This is a genomic window from Streptomyces sp. NBC_00425, assembly GCF_036030735.1.
Classification (GTDB): Bacteria; Actinomycetota; Actinomycetes; order Streptomycetales; family Streptomycetaceae; genus Streptomyces.
In genome coordinates, this window is the sequence record NZ_CP107928.1 from 6,700,873 (window position 1) to 6,726,125 (window position 25,253).

The 25,253-nt window shown below is 73.2% G+C and carries 19 protein-coding genes and 1 pseudogene; 5 read left to right on the forward strand and 15 right to left on the reverse strand.

Features of this window, described 5'->3' with window-relative positions; all coding sequences use genetic code 11:
- The first annotated feature begins 142 nt into the window (after positions 1–142).
- The 3 genes from OHS82_RS29320 to OHS82_RS29330 all read left to right on the forward strand — a co-directional run bounded on the left by OHS82_RS29320 (position 143) and on the right by OHS82_RS29330 (position 5,986).
- A complete protein-coding gene (locus tag OHS82_RS29320; RefSeq protein ID WP_328434909.1) occupies positions 143–1,720 on the forward strand; it encodes a sigma-70 family RNA polymerase sigma factor in 1,578 nt (525 codons plus the stop codon).
- A 276-nt stretch (positions 1,721–1,996) separates the two neighbouring features.
- On the forward strand, positions 1,997–4,264 hold the full coding sequence (locus OHS82_RS29325; RefSeq protein ID WP_057582899.1) for a family 43 glycosylhydrolase: 2,268 nt from the start codon (positions 1,997–1,999) through the stop codon (positions 4,262–4,264).
- Positions 4,265–4,501: 237 nt separating this feature from the next.
- On the forward strand, positions 4,502–5,986 hold the full coding sequence (locus OHS82_RS29330) for a ricin-type beta-trefoil lectin domain protein (protein ID WP_057582901.1): 1,485 nt from the start codon (positions 4,502–4,504) through the stop codon (positions 5,984–5,986).
- 95 nt (positions 5,987–6,081) lie between these two features.
- Here the strand turns inward: OHS82_RS29330 and OHS82_RS29335 are convergent, their stop codons facing one another.
- From OHS82_RS29335 to OHS82_RS29355, 5 genes are all read right to left on the reverse strand, one after another.
- Positions 6,082–7,143, reverse strand: a complete 1,062-nt coding sequence (locus tag OHS82_RS29335; RefSeq protein ID WP_057582903.1) for a LacI family DNA-binding transcriptional regulator — start codon at positions 7,141–7,143, stop codon at positions 6,082–6,084.
- Positions 7,144–7,264: 121 nt separating this feature from the next.
- On the reverse strand, positions 7,265–8,287 hold the full coding sequence (locus OHS82_RS29340) for a macro domain-containing protein (protein WP_242433388.1): 1,023 nt from the start codon (positions 8,285–8,287) through the stop codon (positions 7,265–7,267).
- A 96-nt stretch (positions 8,288–8,383) separates the two neighbouring features.
- Entirely contained in the window at positions 8,384–9,145 is a 762-nt protein-coding gene (locus OHS82_RS29345) for a nuclear transport factor 2 family protein (RefSeq protein WP_057582908.1), read from the reverse strand.
- A 150-nt stretch (positions 9,146–9,295) separates the two neighbouring features.
- Positions 9,296–10,234, reverse strand: a complete 939-nt coding sequence (locus tag OHS82_RS29350; RefSeq protein ID WP_079041555.1) for an SDR family oxidoreductase — start codon at positions 10,232–10,234, stop codon at positions 9,296–9,298.
- A 47-nt stretch (positions 10,235–10,281) separates the two neighbouring features.
- Entirely contained in the window at positions 10,282–11,130 is an 849-nt protein-coding gene (locus OHS82_RS29355; protein WP_328434910.1) for an NAD-dependent protein deacetylase of SIR2 family, read from the reverse strand.
- 110 nt (positions 11,131–11,240) lie between these two features.
- Here OHS82_RS29355 and OHS82_RS29360 point away from each other — a divergent pair, with 110 nt between their 5' ends.
- Positions 11,241–12,164 (forward strand): helix-turn-helix domain-containing protein, encoded by a 924-nt coding sequence (locus OHS82_RS29360; protein ID WP_199863960.1) that lies wholly within the window; start codon positions 11,241–11,243, stop codon positions 12,162–12,164.
- A 42-nt stretch (positions 12,165–12,206) separates the two neighbouring features.
- On the opposite strand, the pseudogene OHS82_RS29365 reads toward OHS82_RS29360, so the two are convergent.
- The 9 genes and pseudogenes from OHS82_RS29365 to OHS82_RS29405 all read right to left on the reverse strand — a co-directional run.
- Positions 12,207–12,550: pseudogene (locus OHS82_RS29365) on the reverse strand (aldehyde dehydrogenase family protein); the annotation flags it as partial.
- Positions 12,551–12,609: 59 nt separating this feature from the next.
- Positions 12,610–13,773 (reverse strand): FAD-dependent monooxygenase, encoded by a 1,164-nt coding sequence (locus OHS82_RS29370; RefSeq protein WP_328434911.1) that lies wholly within the window; start codon positions 13,771–13,773, stop codon positions 12,610–12,612.
- Positions 13,774–13,891: 118 nt separating this feature from the next.
- Positions 13,892–14,809 (reverse strand): LLM class flavin-dependent oxidoreductase, encoded by a 918-nt coding sequence (locus tag OHS82_RS29375; RefSeq protein ID WP_057582917.1) that lies wholly within the window; start codon positions 14,807–14,809, stop codon positions 13,892–13,894.
- Positions 14,810–14,907: 98 nt separating this feature from the next.
- Entirely contained in the window at positions 14,908–16,005 is a 1,098-nt protein-coding gene (locus tag OHS82_RS29380; protein ID WP_057582920.1) for a glycoside hydrolase family 5 protein, read from the reverse strand.
- A gap of 461 nt (positions 16,006–16,466) precedes the next feature.
- Positions 16,467–17,504, reverse strand: a complete 1,038-nt coding sequence (locus OHS82_RS29385) for a rod shape-determining protein (protein WP_057582922.1) — start codon at positions 17,502–17,504, stop codon at positions 16,467–16,469.
- A gap of 368 nt (positions 17,505–17,872) precedes the next feature.
- A complete protein-coding gene (locus OHS82_RS29390; protein WP_057583411.1) occupies positions 17,873–19,390 on the reverse strand; it encodes an FAD-binding protein in 1,518 nt (505 codons plus the stop codon).
- A 486-nt stretch (positions 19,391–19,876) separates the two neighbouring features.
- Positions 19,877–20,203 (reverse strand): CU044_2847 family protein, encoded by a 327-nt coding sequence (locus OHS82_RS29395; protein WP_057582924.1) that lies wholly within the window; start codon positions 20,201–20,203, stop codon positions 19,877–19,879.
- A gap of 107 nt (positions 20,204–20,310) precedes the next feature.
- Positions 20,311–21,768 (reverse strand): carboxyl transferase domain-containing protein, encoded by a 1,458-nt coding sequence (locus OHS82_RS29400; RefSeq protein ID WP_057582926.1) that lies wholly within the window; start codon positions 21,766–21,768, stop codon positions 20,311–20,313.
- Positions 21,765–23,327 carry an acyl-CoA synthetase gene (locus OHS82_RS29405; RefSeq protein WP_328434912.1) on the reverse strand — a complete coding sequence of 521 codons (1,563 nt, stop codon included), beginning with the start codon at positions 23,325–23,327 and terminating at the stop codon, positions 21,765–21,767. The genes OHS82_RS29400 and OHS82_RS29405 overlap by 4 nt, the downstream gene beginning before the upstream one ends.
- Before the next feature lie 344 nt (positions 23,328–23,671).
- Here OHS82_RS29405 and OHS82_RS29410 point away from each other — a divergent pair, with 344 nt between their 5' ends.
- Positions 23,672–24,583 carry an ATP-grasp domain-containing protein gene (locus OHS82_RS29410; protein ID WP_328434913.1) on the forward strand — a complete coding sequence of 304 codons (912 nt, stop codon included), beginning with the start codon at positions 23,672–23,674 and terminating at the stop codon, positions 24,581–24,583.
- On the opposite strand, the gene OHS82_RS29415 is transcribed toward OHS82_RS29410, so the two are convergent.
- On the reverse strand, positions 24,573–25,172 hold the full coding sequence (locus tag OHS82_RS29415; RefSeq protein WP_057582933.1) for a hypothetical protein: 600 nt from the start codon (positions 25,170–25,172) through the stop codon (positions 24,573–24,575). The two genes, OHS82_RS29410 and OHS82_RS29415, sit on opposite strands and share 11 nt — an antisense overlap.
- Positions 25,173–25,253: the final 81 nt, after the last annotated feature.

Here is a 25,253-nt window from a genome sequence, read left to right on the forward strand (position 1 = left end):
CGTCGCGCATAACGAAAATCGCCGAACGGAACCGGACGCGGAGTGGGACCCGGGAAGCGACCCGAGCAGATCCCTCCGGATTTGCTCCTGGCACACTGTCGCCCGCGACAGATCGGCAAGGCGACGGGACAGGTGAGGCGGGGTGCGCTCGCGGGACGCGCAGGAACGGCCGGACGTCGCCGTCGTCACGGCGGCGCGGGCCGGGGACCGGCAGGCCTCGGAACAGCTCGTACGGGACTGTCTGCCGCTGGTCTACAACATCGTCGGGCGGGCGCTGGACGGTCACAGCGACGTCGACGACGTGGTCCAGGAGACGATGCTGCGGGTCCTGGACGGGTTGCCGGGACTGGAGCGAGCGGATCGGTTCCGGTCCTGGCTCGTCGCCATCACCGTGCGCCAGATCCGTGACCGGTGGCGCAGGGGGCGGACCTGGCTCGCTGCGGATCCCCTGGAGGAGAGCGGCCACGACACGGACCCGCAGGCCGACTTCTCCGACCTGGTGGTTCTCCGGCTCGCGCTGTCGGGCCAGCGGCGTGAAGCGGTGGAGGCGACCCGCTGGCTGGAGGGCGAGGAGCGCGAGGTGCTCGCGCTGTGGTGGATGGAGAGCGCCGGTGAACTGACCCGCGGCGAGCTCTCGGCCGCCTGCGGCCTCACGCCGCAGCATGCCGCCGTCCGGATCCAGCGGGTCAAGGAACGGCTGGAGACGGCGCGCGCCGTCGTCCGTGCCGTGACGGCCTCGCCGCGCTGCCCGGACCTGGCCGCCGCGCTCGGTTCGTGGGACGGGCGGCCGTCCGGGCTGTGGCGCAAGCGGCTGTCGCGCCATGTCCGGGACTGTCCGCAGTGCTTGTCGCGCTCGTCCGACCTGATACCGGCGGAGGGGTTGCTGGCCGGCCTCGCGCTGGTGCCGGTGCCGGTCGGCCTGGCCGGGCTGGTGCTGGCCGGGCTGCCGGGGGCGGACGCGGCCGGGGCGACCGCCGGCGCGGGCACGCGCACGGCGGGCGGTGCAGGCCGTACGGCGCGGACGATCGGCAGGCTGGCCGCCAAGCCCGCGGCGGCGGCAGCCGCAGGCGCCGTCACGCTCGCGGCTGCCGGACTGGCCTGGTACGCCGTCGCGGGCTCGCACGAGCCGGCCCCGCGGCCCGCCGTCGCGGCCCCGCTGTCGCCGACGGCCCCGTCCGCGCCGTCGTCCCCGAAAAGGCGCGCTGAGCGGACGCCGACGCCGACGCCGACACCGCGCCCCACGCCGACGCAGTCAGCGGCCCCGGCGGCGACGGCTGAGGCCCGGATGTCGGGGCGGCATGCCCTGCGGTCGGTCGACAGCCCCGGCGACTACGTGAGCCGGTCCGGCCGGCTCGGCGCCCTGGGCCCGGTCGGCGCCACCAGCTCCGCGGCCACCCGGCAGGCGGCCACCTTCGCCTTCGTCCCCGGCCTGGCCGACCCCCGCTGCTACTCGCTCAGGGACACCACGGGCAGGTATCTGCGGCACTACGCGTTCCGTATCCGGCTGGACGCCGACGACGGATCCGCCATCTTCCGGAAGGACGTCACCTTCTGCCCGCGCCCCGGTTCCACGGCCGGTTCGGTCTCGCTGGAGTCGTACAACTACCCCGGCCGCTACCTCCGCCACCGGGACGACCTCCAGCTGTGGCTCGACCCTTCCGAGAACACGGCCGCGTACCGGGCGAGTCGCTCCTTCGTCCTCGTGAAGCCCTGGATCTGACGCCGAACGACCCCGCTGTGAATGGCGCGTGACGCGCAGCCGGGATCGAACCGCCGCACCGGAAGGAATGTGTTCGGCCTGTCGGACATTGTTCGAAACGTATTGACGTTGACTCGCGGCTCACTTCACACTCACGCAGCGCGATTGTCATAAGGGCGGCACGTCAGCACCTCGGCCGAGGACGTGAACCCCCTTCTCAGGCATGCCTTCATCACAGGATGTGAACCCATGCACAGCGTGAGACTTCAAGGCCGTCGACGATGGTGGCCGGCCGCCGTGACCGCCGCCGCTCTCCTCACGGGTCTCGCCGGTCCGCCGGCCCCGGCCCAGGCGGCGGAGATCACCGACGGTCTGGTGCTCTGGTACAAACTCGACGCGACCTCGGGCACCGTGGCAGTGGACTCCTCGGGCAACGGCCGCAACGGAACCGTCAACGGCGCCGCGGGCTGGTCGGGTTCGGGGCAGGGGCTGACGTTCAACGGCTCCGACACCTACATCAAGGTGCCGGACGACATCCTGAGCGGCATGAACTCGGTCTCCGTCTCGATGGACGTCCAGATCGACGCCGCCCAGGCCACGCCGTACTTCCTCTACGGCTTCGGCAACACCGCGGGCGGCGCCGGTGACGGGTACCTCTTCGCCACCGGCGACACGTTGCGGACGGCCATCGCCTCCGGGGGCTTCGCGACCGAGCAGAACACCCGGACCTCCACCGCGCTGCCGCGTTCGGTGTGGAAGCACGTCACCTACACCCAGACCGGCACCACGGGCATCCTCTACCAGGACGGCGTGGAAGTGGCCCGTAATCCGTCGGTCACCGTCACGCCCGGTGCCGTCGGATCGGGTGTCACCACCGCCGACTACATCGGCAAGTCGCTCTACAGCACGGACAAACTGTTCAAGGGCAGGATCCGCGACTTCCGCGTCTACAACCGTGCGCTGGCGCCCGGCGAGGTCCTCGCGGTCAGCGGGAACACCACGGCGATCGCCGCGGCCGACGACGCCTCGCTGAAGATCGCCGCCCTCGTCGACGACGCCAACGGCAAGGTCACGCTCCCGCTGAAGGAGGGCACGGACCTCACCGCGCTCGCCCCGCGGTTCACCCTCTCCCAGGGCGCGTCCATCAGCCCGGCCTCCGGCACCCCGCACGACTTCACCCAGCCCGTGACGTACGAGGTGACCGGCTCCGACGGGACGAAGCGCACCTGGACGGTCTCCGCGCAGATCATGAGGAGCCCGGTCCTGCCGGGGCTCACCGCCGACCCGAACATCGTCCGCTTCGGCGACACGTACTACATCTACCCGACCACGGACGGCTTCGCGGGCTGGAGCGGTACCCGGTTCAGGGCGTACTCGTCCAAGGACCTGGTCCACTGGACGGACCACGGCGTCGTCCTCGACCTCGGTCCTGACGTCAGCTGGGCCGACAGCCGGGCCTGGGCGCCGACGGCCACCGCGAAGAACGGCAAGTTCTACCTCTACTACTCCGCCGACACCAACATCGGCGTCGCGGTCTCCGACTCGCCCGCCGGCCCGTTCAAGGACCCTCTCGGCAAGCCGCTGATCGCCCGCGGCTCCCACCCGGGCCAGATGATCGACCCGGACGTCTTCACCGACGACGACGGCCGGTCGTACCTCTACTGGGGCAACGGCCACGCCTATGTGGTCCCGTTGAACGACGACATGCTCTCGTTCGACGCCTCGAAGATCACCGAGATCACCCCCGGCGGCTACAACGAAGGGTCCTTCGTCATCAAGCGCAAGGGCGCCTACTACCTGATGTGGTCCGAGAACGACACACGGGACGAGAACTACCGGGTCGCCTACGCCACAGGCTCCTCGCCCACCGGTCCCTGGACCAAGCGGGGCGTCATCCTGGAGAAGGACCTCTCGCTCGGCATCAAGGGTCCCGGTCACCACTCCGTGGTGCAGGTGCCGGGCACCGACGACTGGTACATCGCCTACCACCGCTTCGCCATCCCCGGCGGTGACGGCACCCACCGCGAAACCACCGTCGACAAGCTGGAGTTCGACGCCGACGGCCTGATCAAGAAGGTCGTCCCCACCCTGAGCAGCATCGCCCCGGTCACCGGCGGCGTCACCCTGCCGACGAACACCACGCGCTCGCTCCGGTCCGTCAACTTCCCCGGCCGCTACGCCGTCGTGCGCTCCGACAGCCTCGGCTACCTCGACCCCGTTACCTCCTCCAGCACCACGGCGGTCCTGCAGAGCGCCACCTTCACCGTCGTCCCGGGCCTGGCCGACGGCAGCTGCTACTCGTTCCGGGACGCGTCCGGCCGGTACCTGCGGCACAAGGACCTCCGCATCCGCGCCGACGCGAGCAACGGCACGACGCTCTTCGCCAAGGACGCCACCTACTGCGCCCGGCAGGGCTCGGTCACCGGCTCGGTCGGTCTCGAGTCGTACAACTACCCCGGCCGCTACCTCCGCCACTACGACTACGAGCTGCGCCTCGACACCTACCAGGACAACGCCACCTTCCGCGCCGACAGCTCCTTCACGCCGGTCAGCCCCTGGGCCTGACCGCGTTCCCCGCCTCCCGGCCCGCACCCGGCGAAAGGGGCCGTGGTCCTTCCGAACCGGTCACAGGACTTGTCACCGGTGCGGGCGACGTGCCAATGTCCGGCCATGGTTACGTAACCATGGCCGGTTCACAAGGGTCCGAGCGCCGCTGTCCGGACCCGGCCCCTGGTTCCTCACTGCCTCGGCTCAGGTGACGAACCCGCACTCCGCCCCGCGATTTCCGTCACTGGAGACGACATGACCAAGACCCCGACGAGGTCGAGAAGACTGGCCAGTGTGCTCATGGCCGGCTTCGGCGCGACACTCATGTTGCTGACCGCCCCCGCCCCCGCCGTCGCCCAGCCGGCCGCCAAGGCGCCGGCCGGCTCGTACGCGCCGGGCACGCCCGCGTCCAAGGGCGGTACGAGCGACTTCCGCGGGGTGAACTGGGCGGACCCGCGGGACAACTACGCCAGTGACGCCGTGGTGCCCAGCGGGCTGAAGGTGACCGACGACTACCGCACCGTGTACCGCGTCACGGGCCGCATGGTGAGCGGCTTCAAGAAGAACCTGGGCGCGAACACGCTGCGCCTGCCGATCAACCCGGCGAGCGTGGGCACCACCTGGTGGAAGTCGTACCGGGCGACGATCGACGCGGCCACGGCCTCCGGTGACAAGGTCATCGTCAGCTACTGGGAGGCCGACACCAGCAAGGACGGCCTGGTCGACGACACGGCCGCCTGGAAGAAGATGTGGAACACCGTGGTGCGGGAGTACAAGCACAACCCGCGGGTCTACTTCGAGCCCATGAACGAGCCGCACGGCTACACCCTGGACCAGTGGGTGTCCGTCACCAGCGGCTGGCTGGCCCAGCACAAGGACGTCCCGCGCGGCCGTGTCGTGATCAGCGGCACAGGCTACAACGACAACGTCACCGGTGTCGGCGCGGCCCGCGCACTGCGGGGCACGCTGCTGTCGCTGCACTTCTACGGGTTCTGGAACAGCTACACCCAGCAGTCGGACTGGACCGCCGACCTCGAAAAGCGCCTCGGCAAGTACACCGGCCGGACCATCATCGACGAGGCCGGCGCCCCGATGACCATCGGTCTGAACTACGGCGCGTGGAACGGCAACATCTACACCTCGTATCTCGCCGCCGTGGCGAACACCGCCCGCAGCAAGGGGATGGGGCTCGTGTACTGGCCGGGCCTGAGGTTCGGCGACGCCTACTCGATCGAGTCGCTGGACGCCAAGGGCAACCTGGTGGACAACAGCGCCACCGGAGTCGCGCTGCTGCGCTGGGGATACGGCTTCGGCAAGACCCCGCCCGTGAACGACCTGCCGCCCGCGCCTCCCGGTGAGGTCCTGCGCGGAGTGGGCTCCGGCCGCTGCGTCGACGTGCCCGGTTTCAGCACGTCCAACGGCACCCAGCTCGACCTCTGGGACTGCAACGCCGGCGGCAACCAGTCCTGGAACTGGAACGCGGCCAAGCAGCTCACCGTCTACGGCAACAAGTGCATGACGGTGGGAGGCACCGGAGCCTCGGCGGGGGACCCGGTGGTCATCACCGACTGCACCGGCGCGACGGCACAGCAGTGGAACGTGAACGCGGACCTGTCGGTGACCAGCGTCGCCAACCCGGCGCTCTGCCTGGACGCGGCCGGAGCGGGCACCGGCAACGGCACGTCGGTCGACGTCTGGTACTGCAACGGAAGCACCAACCAGCAGTGGGCCAGGAGCTAGACGCCCGCGCCGGTCGCCCTCGGCGGCCGGCTCCGACTCGACCACTGATGTGAACCGTGCGGGCCCGGCGATCACCCTCGCCGGGCCCGTCCGGTTCAGTGCCCCCGTGCGTCGCCTTCGGGCGAGGGCGGCGGCGCTCCGGTGCTCGCGCGGACGATCAGCCGGGTCGGGACCAGGGTCTTGTCGATCAGGTCGGGCCCGGTCCGGGCGATCTTGGTCAGGAGTTTCTGCAGGCTGAGCCGGCCGACCGCGGCGAAGTCCTGCCGCACGGTGGTCAGCGGCGGCCAGAAGGCCTGGGTCTCCTCCATGTCGTCGAACCCCACGACGCTGACGTCCTCGGGAATCCGGCGGCCGAGCTCGTGCAGGGCACGCATCACACCGAGCGCCATGTGGTCGTTCGCGGCGAAGATCGCCGTGACCTCCGGCCTCCGTCCCAGAGTCAGCCCGTGCAGGTATCCGGAGCGGGTGGTCCAGTCGCCGTACAGCACCGGGGGAGGGACGATGCCGGCCTCCTCCAGCGTGCGCCGCCAGGACTCGACCCGATGGGCCGCGGAGAACGAGGTCGGGGGACCGGCGATGTGCCACACCTGCCGGTGACCGAGTTCCAGCAGGTGTTCCGTCGCCTGACGGGCGCCCTGCGCCTGATCGGTGTCCACCACGGTGTAGCCGGGGCCGGTGTCGGAGTCGACGACCACCATCGGGACCCCCGGCGGAAGGCTGAACTCCGTGTCGTCCAGGAGATGCGCCTCGAAGACGAGGATCACGCCGTCGACGGCCGCCTCGCTGAGCCGGTCGTAGGCGCCGGACAGCCTGCCCATCGTCGGGTCCGGCACGGGGATCAGGGTGACCGCGTACTTGGCGCGCGCGGCTTCCTTGGCGATGGCGTCGAGCGTGCGCGTGTTTCCGAACGTCCTGAGCGTGAAGGTGATGACACCGATGGTGTTGAACCGCCCGCTCTTGAGCGCGCGTGCGGCTCCGTTCGGCCGGTAGCCCAGGGCCTGCATCGACTCCACGACCCGCTGCCGGGTCGCCGGGTCGACGTTGGTGTGGCCGTTGGACACCCGTGAGACCGTCTGCGGTGCGACACCGGCGTGACGGGCGACGTCCGCCATCGACGGCCGGGGCCGTCCGGACCTGGACCTGTCCCCCATCGCCATGATCCCCTGTTTCCTTGTTTCCCTTGTTTCTCGGGCCCTGGGGACAGCCTAGGCCCCCTCCCCGGGGGCCTGCGGCGAGGTCCCGCCCGAACCTCGCGTGCACGGCGCGCAGGACCGCGGGTCAGGGCCGGGCGGCCGCGCCGAGGGCGTGCCGGTAGGCCTGTTCGTCGTCCTCGCCGAACACCGCGAACACGACGCGGTCGAAACGGCCGGGGTGGGCGTCCAGCCAGTCGGTGACCGTGCGCAGCGCGACGGGGGCGGCCTCGCTCCTCGGGTAGCCGAAGACACCGGTGCTCACGGCGCAGAAGGCGACGGTGCGGACGGCCGCCACCTCGGCGGCGAGGTCCAGGCAGGCCCGGTAGGAGGAGGCGAGCGCCCTGGCGTCGTCGGCCTGTGGGCGGCCGTCGACGATCGGGCCGACCGTGTGCAGGACGTACCGGGCCGGCAGGTGGTAGCCCCGGGTGATCTTGGCCGTGCCGGTGGCCTCGGGCGCGCCCTGCAGCGTCGTGATCGCGTGGCAGTCGTCGCGCAGGCGGGGTCCGGCGGCGTTGTGGAAGGCGTTGTCGATGCAGGGGTGCAGTGGGCGGAAGCAGCCCAGCAGGGCGCTGTTGGCGGCGTTGACGACGGCGTCCGCGTCCAGCGCGGTGAGGTCTCCGCGCCACAGCGCGGTTTGGTGTCCGGCCGGGAGGACGGACCCGGGGAACTGTTCCCCGATCGTGGGCAGACTCTCCACCCGGACGGCCGGCCGCAGCCGGCGCTCCCCGTCGAGGACCGCGTCCACCGCGTCGTCCGCGCCCTCCGGCAGCGGGCCGGGACCGCGGACGGTCAGCAGAGCGCGCAGCATCCGGCGTGCCGTCGCCGCGTCCGGGCCGGCGCCGTCCGCCGGCGCATCGGGGCGCAGCCCCGCCCGGGCCGCGGCCGGGTCGGAGCCGAGCAGGCGCAGCGCCCGGCGGACGTGGGCGTCCAGCCGGTCGGCGGACATGGCGGAAGTGGCGGACATGGCGGACGTGTCGGCCGTCGTCGGCCGGAAGGGCTCGTCCAGGGCGACGGCATCCCGGTAGGCGGACAGGGGCAGTGAGGACGGGGACGGCCGCGCCTGCGTCCCGGCGGGGACGTCGGAGCGGGGGCGGGACGCATGCATCATGAGCTCCGGGTGGGGGAGTACGGACAAGGCGCGCCGACGGCCCGGCGCGTGCACGTCGTCGTGCGCGCACCGGGCCGTCGGCGGTGTCGGGGCCGGTCAGAACAGGCCGTTGCCGTGCGGCAGTTCGGCCGGAACGGGCGTGATGACGTCCCAGTGCTCGACGATCCGGCCGTCCGCCACCCGGAACAGGTCGTAGTAGGCGACCGCGACGCCGAACTCGCCCTCGGACTGCGTCAGGACGAAGTCGCCCTCGGCGATGACCTTGTGGACCTTCTTGTAGACCAGGTTCTTGCCCTGCTCGGCCCACTTCGCCGCGGCCGCCCCGAAACCGTCGAGGCCGTCGGCGGCCTCGGTGTTGTGCTGGTGGTAGGTCTCGGTGGAGATGTAGTCGGTGAGCACCGAGTAGTCGGCGCCGACGAGGACCTTCTCGGCGAACCCGGTCACCAGTGCGCGGTTGGCCTCGGTGCTGTCGATGTCGGCGACCGCGGTGGGGCCGTCGGTCTGCGAGCGGCCCGAGACGGTGTTCTCGACCTCGGGGGTCAGGGCGTCCCAGTGCTCGGCCAGCTTGCCGTCGGCGTCGACGCGGAAGATGTCGAAGCCGACGAGCGGGACGGGTCCGAACCCGTGGTAGGTGCCGTGCAGGGCGACCAGGTCGCCGTCGGCGATGACCCGGGCGCCTTCGTAGCGGAAGTCCTCGCCGAGGCCGGCCACGAGTGCGCGCAGGGCCTCGGGGCCGTCGGCGGCGAGGGCGCTGTGCTGCGTGTAGTCCGCGGCCGCCCAGCGGTCCACGGCGGAGGGGTCCTTGTCGCCGAACAGCTCCGAGGCGGCCTGCAGAACGGCGTTTCTTGCGTTGCTCATGACGGTCTTCCTTGCGTGGCGGACTGCGCGGGACGAACCGGCGGTCGAGTGATGATGTGTTCAAACTAGGCCGCGGAGCCGGGTCGATCGGAGCAGAAGGGGACTTTCTATGTTCAAAAAGCGACGCCTCGTGTGGCTGAGGCGTGTGTGTCAGCCGCGGACGGCGCGGACGACGTCGGCGAGGGGAGTGGCGGGGCGGCCGGTGAGGCGGGGCACGGCGTCGCTGACGCCGTCGAGCTCGCCGGACGCGATGGCCGTGTAGGTGGACACCCAGGCGTCCAGCTGCCACGGCGGGGCGTCGTAGGAGGCGCGGGAGGCGTACGCCTCCTCGAGCGTCTCGGGCCGGTAGGTGACCGTGCGCCCGATCTGCTCCGACAGGATCACGGCCGCTTCGTCCAGGGTCAGGGACTCCGGGCCGGTCAGGTCGTAGGCGACGCCGCTGTGGTCGCCCGGACGGGAGAGCACCGCGGCGGCCGCGTCGGCGATGTCGTCCTGGCCGACGAACGCGGCACGCCCCTGTCCGGCCGGACCGCGGATGACGCCGTCCTCGCCGACGAGGTCGGGGACGAACTCGGCGTAGAGGTTGTCCCGGAGGAACGTGTACGCCAGTCCGCTCGCCCGAATGTGCTCCTCGGTGTGGAAGTGGTCGCGCGCCAGGGTGAAGGTGGCGTCGGGGGCCGCGCCGTAGAAGGAGACGTACACCAGGTGGCGCACCCCCGCCTCGGCGGCGGCGTCCACGAACGCCTTGTGCTGGGCGAGGCGGTCGGCGCTCTCGGAGGCGGACACCATGAAGACGGTGCTGATCCCGGCGAGGGCCTCGCCCACCGCGGCACGGTCGGCGTAGTCGCCGCGCACGGCCACCGCGCCGGGAAGCCGCGGAGCCCGCTCGGGGCGGCGGACCACCAGTGTCTGCGGGACGCCCCGCCCGGCCAGCCGCCGGGCCACCCGCCCGCCGAGCCGGCCGGTGGACCCGGTGACCGCGATCGTGGGGACGGGCGCCTCGGAGGCCTCGGAGGCCCGGGAGGCCCCGGACGTCGTGGTGGTGGCGGATGCTGCGGAGGTGCCGGGTGCTGCGGATGCCTCGGACATGAGGTGGGTCTCCTCGCGTGGTGACGTGGGTGTTCCGCCGGAACCCGTCAGGGACCGAGCCGGTCGAGGAGCCGGTCCGCGCCGAGGGGCACGGACAGGGCCCGCTCGCCGAGGTCTGCGGGTACGTCGGGGTGTCGGGGGTTGATCCGGACGAGGCGGGCCCGGGGCGTCCGGCGCACCACGTCCTCCATGGGCAGGCGGATCACCCCCGGGGTATTGAATCCGGCGCCGAGTTCCAGCAAGAGCAACGTGCTGTCCGTGGGCGCGTCCTCGAGCCACCGCACCAGCCGCCGCCCGGCGGGCAGGTAGGCGTCGTCCACGAACTCGGGACCGACCCGGACGTTGGGGAAGACCTCGCCGCCGCAGTGGGGGCACTGCGGCAGCGCGCGGGGGTCGGTCACCCGGCCGGTGTCACGGTCGTAGGCCGCGAGGACCGTGTCGAGGAACGGTTTGCTGGGCCACGTCTCACGGGTGCACGGGACGGTGCACTGCAGGCGGCCGTAGTCGCCCTGCGGGGTGAAGATCCGGTCCTCGGCGAAACCGCCGCGGGCGAAGAGGGCGTCGACGTTGGACGTCATCACCCAGTGGTCGCGCTCGCCCACCAGCGCCCGCAGCCGCCGGTACAGGGGGTTGGGGCCCGGGCTGTGACGGATGTCGTCGATGTGGACGGCCCAGTAACCCCACATCATGTCCTTCGGCAGGGGCGCGCCGAGCAGATAGCGCGAGCGCAGGCCGAGCCGGTACAGCCCGGGCAGCAGTTCCCTGAAGCGTTCGGCGTCGCCGTAGTCGTAGCCCGCCGCCGCGCTCAGACCGGCGCCGGCCGCGACCAGGACCCGGTCGGCCTCGTCCAGCCACCTGCGGATCGTGTCCTGCGTCGCCTCTGTCACCAGCTCCATCGCCCTGCGCCGTCCTTTCCGTATTCCGCCGGGACGGGGAGAACCCGTCCCTTCGGCGGTACGACCAACGTACGAGGACGACAAGGGGCATCCCGATAAACTTGTGACTGATGATGGCCAAAACCCGACACGGTGCCGCGAAGGAGATCCTCGAGGTCCCCTTCGCCGCGCCCGCGGGCACCCCGGCCGGAGTCGAGGTCATGTCCCTGGCGGAGCTGCGCCGCCGCGTCCCCGCGCCCACCCGGGACCGGCCGCTGCGCCCCGACTTCCATCACCTCCTCACCCTCACGGCGGGCGACCTCCGGCACACCGTCGACTTCACCGGTCACGTGCTGCGGCCCGGATCCTGGCTGTGGGTGCGCCCGGGGCAGGTGCACCAGTGGGGCGACCTCGACAGGGCAGAGGGCACGCTGATCCTCTTCCGGCAGGACGAGCTCGACGCGGCCACCGCGACGGCCGCCCGGGTCGACGACCCGCACGCATCCGTCGTCACCACCCCCGTCGCCGACGACGCGCAGGCACTGACCATGGCCGCGGAGCACCTGCGCCGCGAGTTCCAGGCGCTCGGACACCTCCCGCTGGAGGTGCACATGGCGGCCCTGCGTCACCTGCTGGCCGTCCTGCTGCTGCGGCTCGCCCACCTCACCGTCCCGGTCGGCGCCGCCGCACCGGACCCCGACGAGACGTACCTGCGGTTCAGGGACGCGGTCGAACGGGACTTCACCCGCACCCGGCGCGTGGAGGACTACGCCCGCACGCTCGGCTATTCGGGCCGCACCCTGTCCCGGGCGACGCTGGCCGGCGCCGGGCTGAGCGCGAAGGAGTTCGTCGACCGCCGGGTGGTGCTGGAGGCGAAGCGGCTGCTGGCGCACGGCGACCGGACCGCGGCCCAGATCTCGGACCAGCTCGGCTTCGTCAACCCCTCCCAGTTCAGCAAGTACTTCCTGCACCGCACGGGCCAGTCCCCGATCGAGTTCCGCAACGGGGTCCGCGGGCGGGGCGACGGAGCCGCCCCGCCCGCTGCCGCACGCTAGGACGCCGAGGGGGCGTGCCACGCTCCCGGTGCGGCGGATCCGTCAGAACGGGTAGTGGGCCTGCTCGGTGGCGAGGGGCACCCAGCGCGTGTTGCTGAAGGCCCCGATGCCCCGGCGTCCGCCGAAGCGGCCGTGGCCGGAGGACTTGAACCCGCCGAAGGGGGCCTGCGGTCCGTCGGCGACGGACTGGTCGTTGACATGCACGATGCCGGTGCGGACACGCCGGGCGACGCGCAGTCCGTGGGTGCCGTTCTCCGTGATGACGCCGGCGGTGAGGCCGTGGTCGGAGTCGTTCGCCTGGCGACGGCCTCGTCGTCGGTGGCGAAGGTGTCGATGACGCACACGGGACCGAACGCCTTCGCGTGGTACAGGTCGGCGTCCGACGGGGTGAAGCGGGGCGCCGGCGGGGCCCGTCGGATCGGCGCCGACAGCGCGCCGGCCTGGGCTAGACCAGACCGGTGCTCCAGTCCAGTTGGCGGGTGATGTCGTCGTCGGACGGGCGGGGTGGGGGTGGGGTGCCGGTGGGGCGGGGCGTGGGGGTGTGGGTGCCGCGGGAGATGTTGCCGCTGACGGTGGTGTTGTACTCCACGCGGGGGCGGCGAAGCGTCTCGTAGAGGGTGAGCGCGGACTCGGGGTCCGGGGCGTCGCGCAGGCACTTCGCGAGGATCACCGCGTCCTCCAGGGCCATCGACGCGCCCTGTCCGGTCGCGGGGGAGGCCGCGTGGGCCGCGTCGCCGATCAGCAGGGTGCGGCCGGAGCGCCACGGGGTGCCGTTGGGGATCTCGGTGGCGTCGGTGACCAGCACGGGGGCCTTGGTGGAGGCGACGATGTCCGCGGCGGCCGTGCGGTCCGCCCGCAGCAGCGGGACGAGCAGGTCGCGCCAGTGGCCGGGTCCCGCGTGCGCGATCTCGTCGGCGGTCAGCGGCTCGTCGGCGTCGACGCGGGCGAACCAGGAGGTCTCCCCGCCGGGTGACGTCATATGGCCGAAGGCGACCGCGCTGCCGCGGATCATGGTGATGCACGCCGTCTCGTCGACGTCGCTCACCGGAGCGTCGGCGGTGTAGCCGTAGAAGACGCGCTGCCCCGCGTGACACGGCACCGCGGTCGGGGCGGTCGCCCGGCGGACGGTGGAGTGCAGGCCGTCCGCGCCGAGCAGCAGGTCGCCGGTGGCCGAGCCGCCGTCCGCGAAGTGAGCGGTGACGCCCTCGGGGCCGTCCCCGACGGAGACGAGGCGTGCGCCGTGGACGATCTCGACGCCGCGCCGGACGGCCTCCGCCTGCAGCGCCGCGCTGAGCTCGCCGCGGCGCAGACACCGGTACCGCAGCCGGGCGTCGTCGGCCTCCCCGAGCGGGACGTGGGCCGTCTCCGCGCCGGTCGCGTCCACGACGCGCATCGAGGTGAGCGGGAAGCCGAGCGAGGTCACCGCGTCCGAGGCGTCGATCTCGGCCAGTGCCCGCAGGCCGTTGCCCGCGAGGGTGAGGAACGCGCCGACGTCCTCGGCGGAGTCGGGGTGTGCCTCGTACACGACGGCGTCCTGTCCCGCCTTCCGCAGCGCCAGTGCCGCAGCGGCGCCGGCGATCCCGCCGCCGACGACCAGTACGCGCGCCATGTCTCTCCCCGTTCTCTCGGGGTCCGGACGTGTTCGGATGTGCCCGGACGTGCACGGATCGTCCTGCCCACGATCCTGTGCGGGGGAACGTCCGGGCGGTCGCCGGGAGTTCCCGGCGTCAGCGCCCGAAGGACGTCAGCAGCGCCGCGAGCTGCCCGAGCGGCTCCGGGCCGACGACGCGCAGGACGACGGTGTCCGCGCCGCAGGCGTGCAGGGCCCGGACGTCGTCGGCGGCCTGGGCGGGCGTGCCGGAGACGGTGAACACCTCGTCCTGCGGGCGGCCGAGCCAGGCGCCGTGGCCCTCGGTGTGCGGGTGCAGGGTGCGCGCGACGGCGTCGGCGTCGTCGCCCACGCAGGCGAACGACAGCACGGTCAGGGTGTGTTCGGGGCCGGCGCCGCCCTTGGCGGTCAGGGTCCGGGTGTTCTCCAGGTCGCCCGGCCCGTGTCCCTCGGCGATCAGGACGCCGTCCGCGACCCGTCCGGCCAGTTCCAGGGAGCGGGGCCGGACCACGCCCGCGATCACCGGCGGCACGTCGGCGGGCGGATGCACCAACGTGATGCCGTCCAGGCGCACTTCACGGCCGTCCAGCTCGACCCGCTCACCGCGCAGCAGCGCGCGCACGGAGGTGATCGTCTCCTCCAGCAGGGCCAGCGGCGACCGGGGCGCGACGCCGGCCGACTCCATCCACTCCCGCACCCCGTGTCCGACCCCGGCGACCAGCCGTCCGGGGAAAACGCGGGCCAGCGTGGCCAGTTCCATGGCCAGCAATGCCGGACTGCGCAGCGGGGCGGGGGCGATGCCGATGCCGACCCGGATGTGTGCGGTCGCTCCCAGTGCCACGGCCGCCGCCGACACGCCGCCGTTCCACCCGAGGTCCTCGACCACCCACAGGTCGTCCACGCCGAGCGCCTCGGCCTCCCGCGCGAACCCGGGCAGTCCCTCGGGCGCCCAGTCCCGGTCGTACATGACGCCGATCCGCACGCGGGACGCGTTCGCCGCGTTCGCCGTGTCAGGCACGTTCGTCGTGTTCGTCATGGATCGGAAACCTGCTTCCTGTCGGGTCAGCGGAGGCTCCGCCCGGACGAGAGCCGGGACGGAGCCTCCGAGGGCGGGGCGGTCGGGCCGGCCGGCGGTCAGCCCTTGACCGGCTTGCCGCGGCCCCAGGCCCACGCGAGGCGGTCGGCGCCGGACTGGTTGGTGGTGGCCAGCCAGGGTCGGGCGGCGGGGCCGACGAGGGTCTGCACCGAGTAGATGTCGTCGGTGCGCAGGCCCGGCCAGTACACCGAGCCCATCTTCAGCTCGCGGAAGGTGTCGGTGACGGCCTGGATGAAGTTGACGAAGTTGTCGTCCGGCGTCTTCACGTCGTAGTTGAGACCGGTCGTCATCGGGGCGCCGAACTCGTCCGCGACGGTACGGCCCGCGCAGTCGCCGATGCGCACCTTCAGGTCGGCCACCCACTGGTCGTAGGTCGCGTAGTCCTTCCAGAACCCGTAGTGGTGCAGGGAGAGGTACGTGCCCTTCAGTCGCGGGTCGGCGCAGACCGTGGTGACGTGGTCGTTGTAGCCGGCGCCGCTGACGAACACGCGGTCGCGCGGCACCTTGGAGTACGTCGACAGCCACTTCGCCGCGATGTCGGCCCACTGGGCGTCGGTGTAGCCGTGCGGCTCGTTCATCGGCTCGAAGTAGACGCGACTGTCGTTCCTGTAGGCCTTGACGACGGTGTTCCACATCGGCCAGTAGGCGGCCTCGTCGTCGATGAAGCCGTCCTTCCGGGCGCCCGTGCCCTCCCAGTAGGAGACGATGACCTTGAAGCCCTGGTCGGAGGCCGCGTCGATGACTCCGCGGTACGACTTCCAGTACGCGCCGTTGACCGTGTACGGGTTGATCGGCAGTCGCACGGTGTTCGCGCCGAGGTTCGCGCGGAACGCCGCGATGATCCGGCTCGCCTTGGCATAGGTCTGCCGGTAGCTGTCCGTGGTCTTCAGGCCGGACAGCTGGAGGTGGTCGTCGGCGAAGTTGTCGCGCGGGTCGGCCCAGTTCACGCCCTTGAACTGGGTCGTGCCGGCGGTCGGCCGGGGAGCCTGGTGCGCCGGTGAGGCGGCAGACGTGGGGGAGGCGGAGGCCGGGCTGCCGACCAGGGTCGCGCCCGCGACGGCGGCGACGGCGACCGAGGCGAAGGCGGCGCGCAGGCGGGGGGATACGGAGGACGCTGTGGTGGGGGACTTGCGCATCTACGTGCCCTTTCAGGACGATGTTTACGTAACCATCGAGCTTCGCGGTGACCCGCGGCACCCCCGAGGCGGCCCTGCGGTGGCGGATGTTTACGTAAACATGGCGGCGCCGGAATCGTGGCACCCGGCCAGGTGATCGTCAAGGTTTCGCACAGGTGACGCCGGTGAAGCCGAGGTGCTCACGTGCCTGCCGGTGCGTTCCGGTGCGATCCGGTGCGTTCCTGAACCTGCCCTTGCGTTCCCGTGTCTGCCGGTGCGTTCCCGTGCCCGCCGTTGTGTTCCCGTGCCTGCCCGTGCCCGCGGTGCGGGTTCGTGCGGGTCCGTGCCTGCCCGTGCCCGCGGTGCGGGTCCGCGCGGGTCCGTGCCTGCCCGTGCCCGCGGTGCGGGTCCGCGCGGGTCCGTGCCGGCCCGGTCCTCCGGCGGCCCGCTCCCGTCGGGCGCGGGACCGCCCCGGGTGTCGCTCAGGCGCCCAGCGGGTTCAGGGTCAGCGGTTCGATCTTGCCCTCCAGCATCGCTCCCAGGCCCTGGGCGGCGCAGATGTCGGGGCGTTCGGCGATGTGCACCGGCATCCCGGTGGCCTGGCGCAGCATCTGGTCGAAGCCCGGAAGCAGGGCTGAGCCGCCGACCATCATGATCCCGCGGTCGGCGAGGTCGGCGACCAGGTCGGGCGGGCACTCCCGCAGCACTCTGCCGATGCCGTCCAGGACGGCGGTCAGCGGGGTCTCGATGGCGTCGCGGACGGCCGCGGTGTCGACCTGCACAGAACGGGCGAGGCCGGTCGCGACGTCCCGTCCGTGGATCTCGGTGGACGCGGGCCCCTGCGCGGTGAGGCCGTTGCCGGAGAGGGCGAGCTGCAGCGGCCGTACCGACTGGCTCGGCAGCATCAACTCGTGTTCGTGGCGCAGGTGTTGCACGATCGCGTGGTCCACCGCCTCGCCGCCGACCGGGATGCGTTCGGCGGTCACGATCGAGCCGAGGGAGAGGACGGCGACCTGCGTCGCGGCGGCCCCGCACACCATGATCATGGTGGCCTCCGGCCGCTCTACGGGCAGCCCGCAGCCCACGGCGGCCGCGATGAGGGTGTCGACGAGCTCCACGCGCCGGGCGCCGAGCCCCACCAGGGTCTCGATGGCGGCGCGCTGGGCGAGCGGGTCGGCGTCGTGCGGGGTGCACGCGGCCGCGCGCAGGAACGGCTTGCGGCGCAGCTGCCGGCGGATCTTGTCACCGATGAGATGGCGCAGCATGCGCTGCGCCATCTCGATGTCGACGACCGTGCCGCCGGAGACCGGGCGCATCACGCGGATGTAGTGCGGGGTGCGCCCGGTCATCTTCTCGGCGAACTCGCCGACCGCGATCAGCGCGCCGGTGCGGGTGTTCACGGCGGCGGCGGACGGCTGGTCGACGACCAGCCCGGCCCCCTTCACGTAGACCCGCGTCCGCGCCGCTCCCAGGTCGACGGCGAAGTGGCAGCGGCGCAGCTGCTCCAGACTGGCGGTCATGGCAGGTCCTCCCGAGAGCACAGACCGTGGGGGCCGCCGGTCGGCAGGCCTCCCTACGCATCGTGCGCGGGTGGGAAGGAGGCCGCCCTTTCAGGTGGGCCGGGTGGGGCGCGGCTGAATGGGGGTTGTTCCGCCCACAGCGCGCGGTGAGGGGTGGTGAGGGGCCCCGCCTGTCGCCCCCGCACGCCGTCGGCCGGTCCGCGGTCCGCCCCCGGGCCCGCGCCCGTGCCCTGGAGCGTGCTGCCCCGTGCCCCGTGCCCTGTGCCTTGTACTCGCCCCGTGCCCCGTGCCCCGTGCCCCGTGCCCCGTGCCCCGTGCCCTGTGTTTGTCTTTCCCCGTGCCCCCGCCCCCTGCTCGTGACTGTTCGGTCAGGCGAAGATGCCCTGGCCCGGGACCAGGATGCCCCGCGGGTCGTAGGTGCACTTGGCCGACTGCAGGCCCGCCCACGCCGGCCCGAAGTGCGCCTGCCAGTCCGCGGGGGTGAGCGGGATGCTGCCGACGGGGTAGTGCGTGCCGCCGGCCGCGGCGACCCTGTCGTAGGCGGAGCGGTTGACGGCCAGGAGGCGGTCGACGGCTGCCGTGTCGTCCGGCGCGGCCGCGCTGAGGATGTCGAAGAGGTACGACACGTCGTCGTCCGAGGTGCGCAGCAGCGGGGTGGTGAGGCGCTCGCGCAGCAGGGGGTAGAAGAGGATGACGGCGCCGGGGCCGACGTCGGCAGGGGTGAGTCCGTCCAGCACCTGTGTGCCGAGGGCCGCGGCGGACGTGCCGGGGAGCATCAGGTTCAGCCAGGGGTGGGCGAACCCCCAGATGCCGGCCTCCTTCATGGCGGCGACCACGGGGGTCAGCCGGTCGAGGAAGTCGAAGTAGGGCTGGTCGACGATCTGCACGGTGGCCGGGTCGTGTCGCAGGCCGCGCAGCAGGGCCGTGTCGTCGGGGGCGGGTCCGACCGGCGGGCCGTAGGCCACCGCTTCCAGGACGTGGACCGTGAACGCGCCGGAGGCGTCCGCGTGGACCTGGCCCTCGACGTAGTCGAAGCGGCTCTCCCGGACGAGGACGCGCTGGTCGTCGAGGAAGGTCGCCAGGTCGCCGTAGGTCAGCTGGTAGCGGCGCACGGTCGTGGGCGCGGGCACCAGGCGCAGCGTGGCCTCCACGATGACGGCGCACTGGCCGAGGCCGGCCAGGACGGCGCGGAAGAGGTCGGGCCGCCGGGACGGGGAGCACCGCACGAGTTCGCCCGCACCGGTGACGACCTGCAGTTCCGTCACGTTGTCGACCTGGGCGCCGACCCGGTGGGCCTGGCCGCCGAGGCCGCCCACGGACAGCGTGCCGCCGACGGAGAGCTCGAGGTAGTCGGTGAACACGGGCGGGGTCAGGCCCTGGGCGAGGGTGGCCCGGGCGACCGCGCTCCACTTTGCGCCCGCGCCCACGGTGACCGTCCGGGACGCCGTGTCCACGGAGCCGATGCCCGCGAGCGGCGCGGTCTCGATGACGAGGCCGCCCTGTGCCTGTGCCTGGCCGAACGGGGAGTGCCCCTGGCCGCGCGGCGCGACCGGCAGCCGGTGGTCGTTGCAGAAGCGGACCATGGCGACGACGTCGCGCACCGAGCCCGGGCGCAGGACCGCCGCCGGGCGGTGGTGCACGATGTGCCCGTAGTCGTCGGCGGCGCCGGCGAGCGAGGAGGCGTCCGTGAGGAGCGTTCCGTCCAGCCGGGGGACCTTGGCGAGGGCTGCGGACGTCGAGGACGCCGAAGACGCGGCCGCGGAGGCGGTCTCTGACTCGGCGGCGGTCGCGGCCCAGGAGCGGGACACGGTGTCGAAGGCGACCACCGCCGCTCCGGTGACCGTGAGTCCGCGCAGAACGGTGCGTCGGGACGGTGTGCGAGACATGCGCGAGTCCACCTCTCGATCTTCATGAAATCTTCAAAACTCCGACAGCTTAAGGCAGTTCACCGCGTTTCAGTGGTCCGGCCGGATGTGCCCGGCGCTGGGTTCCGTGCGCCGTGCCCCGCCGCTGCAGGGCGTGCGCGCCCTCGCCGAAACCGACCGGGAAGCCGTGGACGACGAGCCCGCGGGGTCGGCACGGCTGGTGCGGTCAGTGCCCCGTGAGCCGGCTCGAGGACGGCGAGGTCGTCGAGGCCGGTCGCGCCGCCGCGTCGGCCGCCTCGGCCGTCACCCGGGCTGCCTCGGCCGTGACCCGGGCCGGACGGTCGTCGTGCCGGGCAGCTCGGTGAACGTCACCGGCAGCGCGTCCGGGGCGGCCCGTTCACGACATGGGCGCAGGTCGGCGCCTCGCGCGGGGTGACGGGAAAGCCCGTGCCGGCCACCCGGCCACCCGGCCGCCGCTCTTGCTCCCGTCGTGCCGTCCGGCGCTGTTCAGGAGCCGGCGGAGGGCGACCAGGTCAGTTTCACGACGAGATGCCCCTCCGCCGTGCCCTTGGCGATGATCGCGCCCGTCTCCGCCGACAGCTTCACGCCGAACTCGATCTCGACGCCGTCGGGTTGCAGCGTCCCTTCCCGGAACACCCGCAGCGCGGACTCGGCGGCGGCGCGCACGCCCTCCAGGGCGCCCTCGAAGGTGCGGGCCGCCTGCACCGTCCCGTCGCCGCGGGCCACCAGCCGGGAACCGGACCGCCCCTCCGCGACCGCCTCCACGGCGACCACGGCGCCGTCGTCGGTTCTGAACTCCACCAGTCCGTCCACGTCTCCCCCGTAACCCCTTCTGCGCTCGGCGTGCCGCGTGCCGCGTGCCGCGTGTCGCGTTCCGCGCGGCCGTCACTCCCGTATCGCGGCTCTGCGCGTCTTCATTGTCACGGACGGTACGCGCGACTGTCCTGCGTTCCGTGCGCCTGGTCGGTGCGGATCACCCCGAGCTCCGCCAAGTCCTGAGGCCTCAGGCGCAGTTGGTCGGCCGTCGCGTCCGCCTCCTGCGGGGGCCGCTTCAGGATCGCCGCCGCCGACTCCGGCGCGATGACGGAGAAATAGCTGTCCGGGGTCGCCCAGGTGCGTCCGGGCGCGGCCAGCGCCAGCGCGCCGCCGGAACCGCCCTCGCCGATCACCAGCGTGGTGAGCGGCGTGCGGGCGGTGGCGACCGCGCCGAACAGGTCCGCGATCGCCGCGCCGGCGCCCTGCCGCTCCGCCTCCGCGTCGTTGGCCGCGCCCGGCGTGTCCACCAGGGTCAGCACCGGGATGCCGAGCCGGCCGGCGAGCCGGATCAACCGCGCGGCCGTGCGGTAGCCGGCGGGCCGGGTCGCCGCTCCGGTCTGCGCCGCGTACGCGACCGTACGGCCCCGGTGCAGGCCGAAGCCGCACAGCATCCCCTCCGGGTCGACGCCGCCGCACCGGTCGCCGGAGATCGCGAGCCGGTCGGTGAAGTAGGCGTCCAAGTAGGCCTGCGCACGCGGTCGTTCCGGCGCACGGGCCCGCCGCACCGCGTCCCGGCCGGTACGCGGCAGATCCGTCGCCCCGAGAGCGCCCGGCACGGGGGCGGGCTCGACCGGGGCCCGGGTGCCGGGCGCGGCCCCGGGCGGCGCCGGGGCGTGTGCCGTCTCCTCCGGGCGGCTGTGCGCGTCGGCGCCTGCCGCCGAGGTCGTCCCGCGGGCCAGGAGGCGCAGCCAGCGGCCCAGGACGTTCCGCAGCTCCGTCGCGGGCACCACCGCGTCCGCCGCCCCCGCCGTGAGCTGCGCCTCCGCCGTGTAGGCGGCCGGGTCGGCGTCCGGCGGCCGCACCCGTGAGCCGGCGAAGCCGACCTGCGCGCCCGGCAGCGCCAGCACCACGTCGGCGCCCGCGCCCAGGGTGGCCCAGCCGCCGCCGGTCGTCGGATCCCGCAGGACCGCGATCTGCGCCAGCCCGGCCTCCCGGGTGAGCGCCGACTCGCGGGCCACGCGCTGGAGTTGGGTCAGGGCGAGCATGCCCTCCTGCATCCTGCTGCCGCCGGTGGCGACCAACGGCACGACCGGCAGCCGGTGTTCGCGGGCGTATGCGTACGCCGTGACCAGCCGGTCGCCGGTGCGCTCGCCCAGTGAGCCGCCGAGGAAGCCGAACTCGAAGGCGATCAGCACCGCCCGGACGCCCTCGACGTCGGCGACGCCGCAGACCACGGACTCCGACTCGCCGGTGCGCCGGGCGGCGCGCTCGCGCGAGGCGTCGTAGCCGGGCCAGCCGAGCGGTCCGTCCGGCGGGGACTCCCGCTCCACCTGCGGGAGTTCGTGGAACCCGTCGGCGACCAGGGCGATGAACTCCCGCGCGCTCGCTCGCTGCGCCGTCATGCCGGCAGCGCCCGCTTCATGATCTTCCCCATGTCGTTGCGGGGCAGGGCGTCCAGGTAGCGGACCGTGCGGGGCCGCTTGTGCGGGGCGAGGCGGCGGGCGACGTGGTCGGCCAACTCGCGCTCACCGGGCGGCGACTGCGGATCGGCCGGCACCACCCAGGCGACGACCCGCTCGCCGAGGTCCGCGTCCGGCTCCCCGGTGACGGCGGCCTCCCGCACCCCGGGATGTTCCAGCAGGGCGTTCTCGATCTCGCCCGCGCCGATCTTGTAGCCGCCGCTCTTGATGAGATCGGTCGCCTTGCGTCCGACGATCCGCACATATCCGTCGGGGTCGCGGACAGCCACGTCGCCGGTGCGGAACCAGCCGTCGGCGGTGAAGGCGGCGGCGGTCGCGTCCGGCCGGTTGAGGTACGTGGTGAAGAGGTTCGGCCCGCGCACCTGGATCTCGCCGACGCTCTCCCCGTCGTACGCCTCGACGGCCGACCCGTCCTCGTCGACGAGCCGCAGCTCCACCCCCGGCAGCGGCACCCCGACGGTGCCCGCCCTGGCCTCCCCGTCGGCCCGAACGGAGGTGTTCATCAGCGTCTCCGTCATGCCGTACCGCTCGATCACCCGCCGTCCGGTGGCCGCCGCGATCCGCTCGTGGTCGTGCACGGGCAGCGCGGCCGAGCCGGACACCAGCAGCCGCGCCCCGGCGAGCGCCGCGGCGAGCCCGGGGTCGGACGGCAGGGCCTCGGCGATGCGGTGGTACATCGTCGGCACCCCGAACAGCATGGTCGCGCCGTCGGTCAGCTCCCGTGCGACGCCCTCCGTGTCGAACCGCCCCAGATGCCGCACCGACCCGCCCCGGCGCAGCGGCCCGAGGACCCCCAGCACGAGCCCGTGCACGTGGAAGAGCGGCAGTCCGTGCACGAGGACGTCCTCGCCGGTCCACTCCCAGGCGTCGGCGAGCGCGTCCAGGGTCGTGGCGATGGCCCGGCGCGGGATGACCGCGCCCTTGGGCGGCCCGGTGGTGCCGGAGGTGTACACGACGAGGGCGGGCTCCTCGTCGTCCGACGGCTCGTACGACCGCTCAGGGCCAGATGGCTCGCCGTCCGACGCCTCGCCGTCCGACGGCCGGCCGTCCAGCGGTCCGCCGGCCGCCGCCGGACCCGCGCCGCCGCGCCCGTCCACGTCGACGTCGATCCGCGGCAACGTGCGCAACGGCTCGGGCAGTTCGTCGCCCGCGGCCGCCAGGACCGCGCTCGGCGCGCTGTCGGACAGGATGTGCCCGAGCTCCTTCTCGCCCGACTTGGGGTTCAGCGGCACGGCGGCCGCCCCGGCGAGCAGCACGCCCACCACGGCCACGGCGGTCTCCAGGGTGGGCGTGGCCCATACGGCGACCCTTCCCCGCCCCCCGCCTCGCGCGAGCGGGTGGGCCCCCGTCGCCTCCCGCACGCGTCCGCCGACGGCGCGGGCCGCCCCGGCGAGCTCAGCGTAGGACAGGGAACGCTCACCGAACCGCAGGGCGGGGCGGCCGGACGGATCGTTCGTCAGGGCGGGGAAGAGAGGCGACACGGGACGGACTCCTTGTACGGCTGAGGTGGGCGACAAGCAGGTTCCTACCCCACCCGCCGCGCCCGCACCTCCCCGTCCCGCCCGTTCCACCGCGCCTCGACCGCGCGACCGAGGCCGACCGGGCCCCCACCCGCTCCCGCCGGCCGGGCCATGTTCGGTGAGCCCATGTCGGGCGGGCCGTGTTCGGTGCGCCCATGTCCGGTGGGCTCACGTCGGCGGCCCGGGTCGGCCCGGCCCGGGTCGGCCCGGCCCGGGTCGGCCCGGCCCAGGTCGGCCGGGCCGGTGCGGGAGCGGGCTTGTTAGCCTTCCGGTGATCGGACAGTCGTACGAACAGGGAGTCCGTCGTGGCCCGTATCGCACTCGTCACCTACGACCCCCGGCCGGAGCCGAGCAAGGACGCCGATTTCCCGGTGCTGCTGGGCGCGCTGCGCGAGGCGGGCGCGCAGGCCGACGGCGTCTTCTGGGACGACGCGGACGTGGACTGGGCCGCGTACGACCTCGTCGTCATCCGCTCCACCTGGGACTACAGCTGGCGGGCGGACGAGTTCGCGGCCTGGACGCGGAAGGTCGCGTCCGTCACCCGGCTGGCCAACCCGGCCGACGTGGTGCGCTGGAACGCCGACAAGCGGTATCTCGGGGAGCTGGCGGCGGCCGGGGTGCCGACGGTGCCGACACGCTACTTCGCGCCCGGCGAGCCGGCCGAGCTGCCCGACGGCGACGAGTACGTGATCAAGCCCGCCTCCGGGGCCGGCGCGCGCTACGCCGCCCGCTACACGCCCGACGGCCACGAGAGGGCCGTCCGCCACCTCGCGCGGATGCACGCCGAGGGGCTCACGGCGATGGTGCAGCCGTACGTGCGCGGCATCGACGCCGACGGCGAACGCGGCCTGCAGTTCTTCGGCGGCCGCCTGCTGCACGCCAGCCGCAAGCGGGCCGTCCTCGCCCCCGGCACGGCCTTCGACGCGGACAAGGTCGCCCACCCCGGTCTGGAGCCCTGGACGCCGTCCCCGGCCGAGCTGGCCGTCGCCGAACGCGCCCTGGCCGCGGTGCCGGACGCGCCGGAGCTGCTCTACGCCCGCGTCGACCTGGTGGACGGCGACGACGGGGAGCCGCGGGTGATGGAGCTGGAACTGGTCGAGCCGAACCTCTTCCTGTTCCTGCACCCGCAGTCCGTGGCGCACGTCGTCGCGGGCATCCTGACGGCCGCCGGGGCGGCTCCGGACGGCGGGCGGAACCGGGGAGCCGTCACTCCCTGACGGCCGTCCGCTGCAGCAGGCCCCAGGTGAACTCGGCGACGACCTCCCGCCGGGCCCCCCGCCCGTCCGGCGCGGAGAAGGCCAGTCCCCAGCGGGCGGGGGCGGTGCCCTCCAGGGGGCGGGCCGGGGCGAAGGCGTGGGCGGCCTCGTCGACCGTGCAGGACCAGGGGGTGAGGTCGGCGAGGGACCGCAGGAACGGCGGCCTCGCTCCCGGGGCGCGGACCAGCCACTCGTTCCAGACCGAGCCGTTCGGGGCGAGCAGCACCTCGAAGCGCAGGTCGGGCCAGAGCGGGAGCGGCCAGAGCCAGGCCTCGCAGTCGAGGTCGCCGACGCGCCGGGCGGTTCTCGACTCGGGTTCGCCGAGGATCGAGCGGTGCCGGGAGAGCGAGCCCCGCGCGTGCGGGGAGTGGACCATCGCCTGCCAGCGCTTGTTGGCCTCCCTCATCTGCGTGAGGGAGACGCCCAGTTCGTGGCGGGCGTTCTCCACCAGATCCGGATTGTGATCGGCCATGCGGCGCAGCAGGACCAGCTGGAAGTCGAGCGGCGTGAACGAGCCCGCGAGGCGTTTCTGGGTCGGCATGCGCCCCATCCTGGCCCACCGCGCGACTCACGACCATTGCCCGCCGCAACACCTTATGACAGCCTGTGTTCGTCATGCCGATCGCCTGTT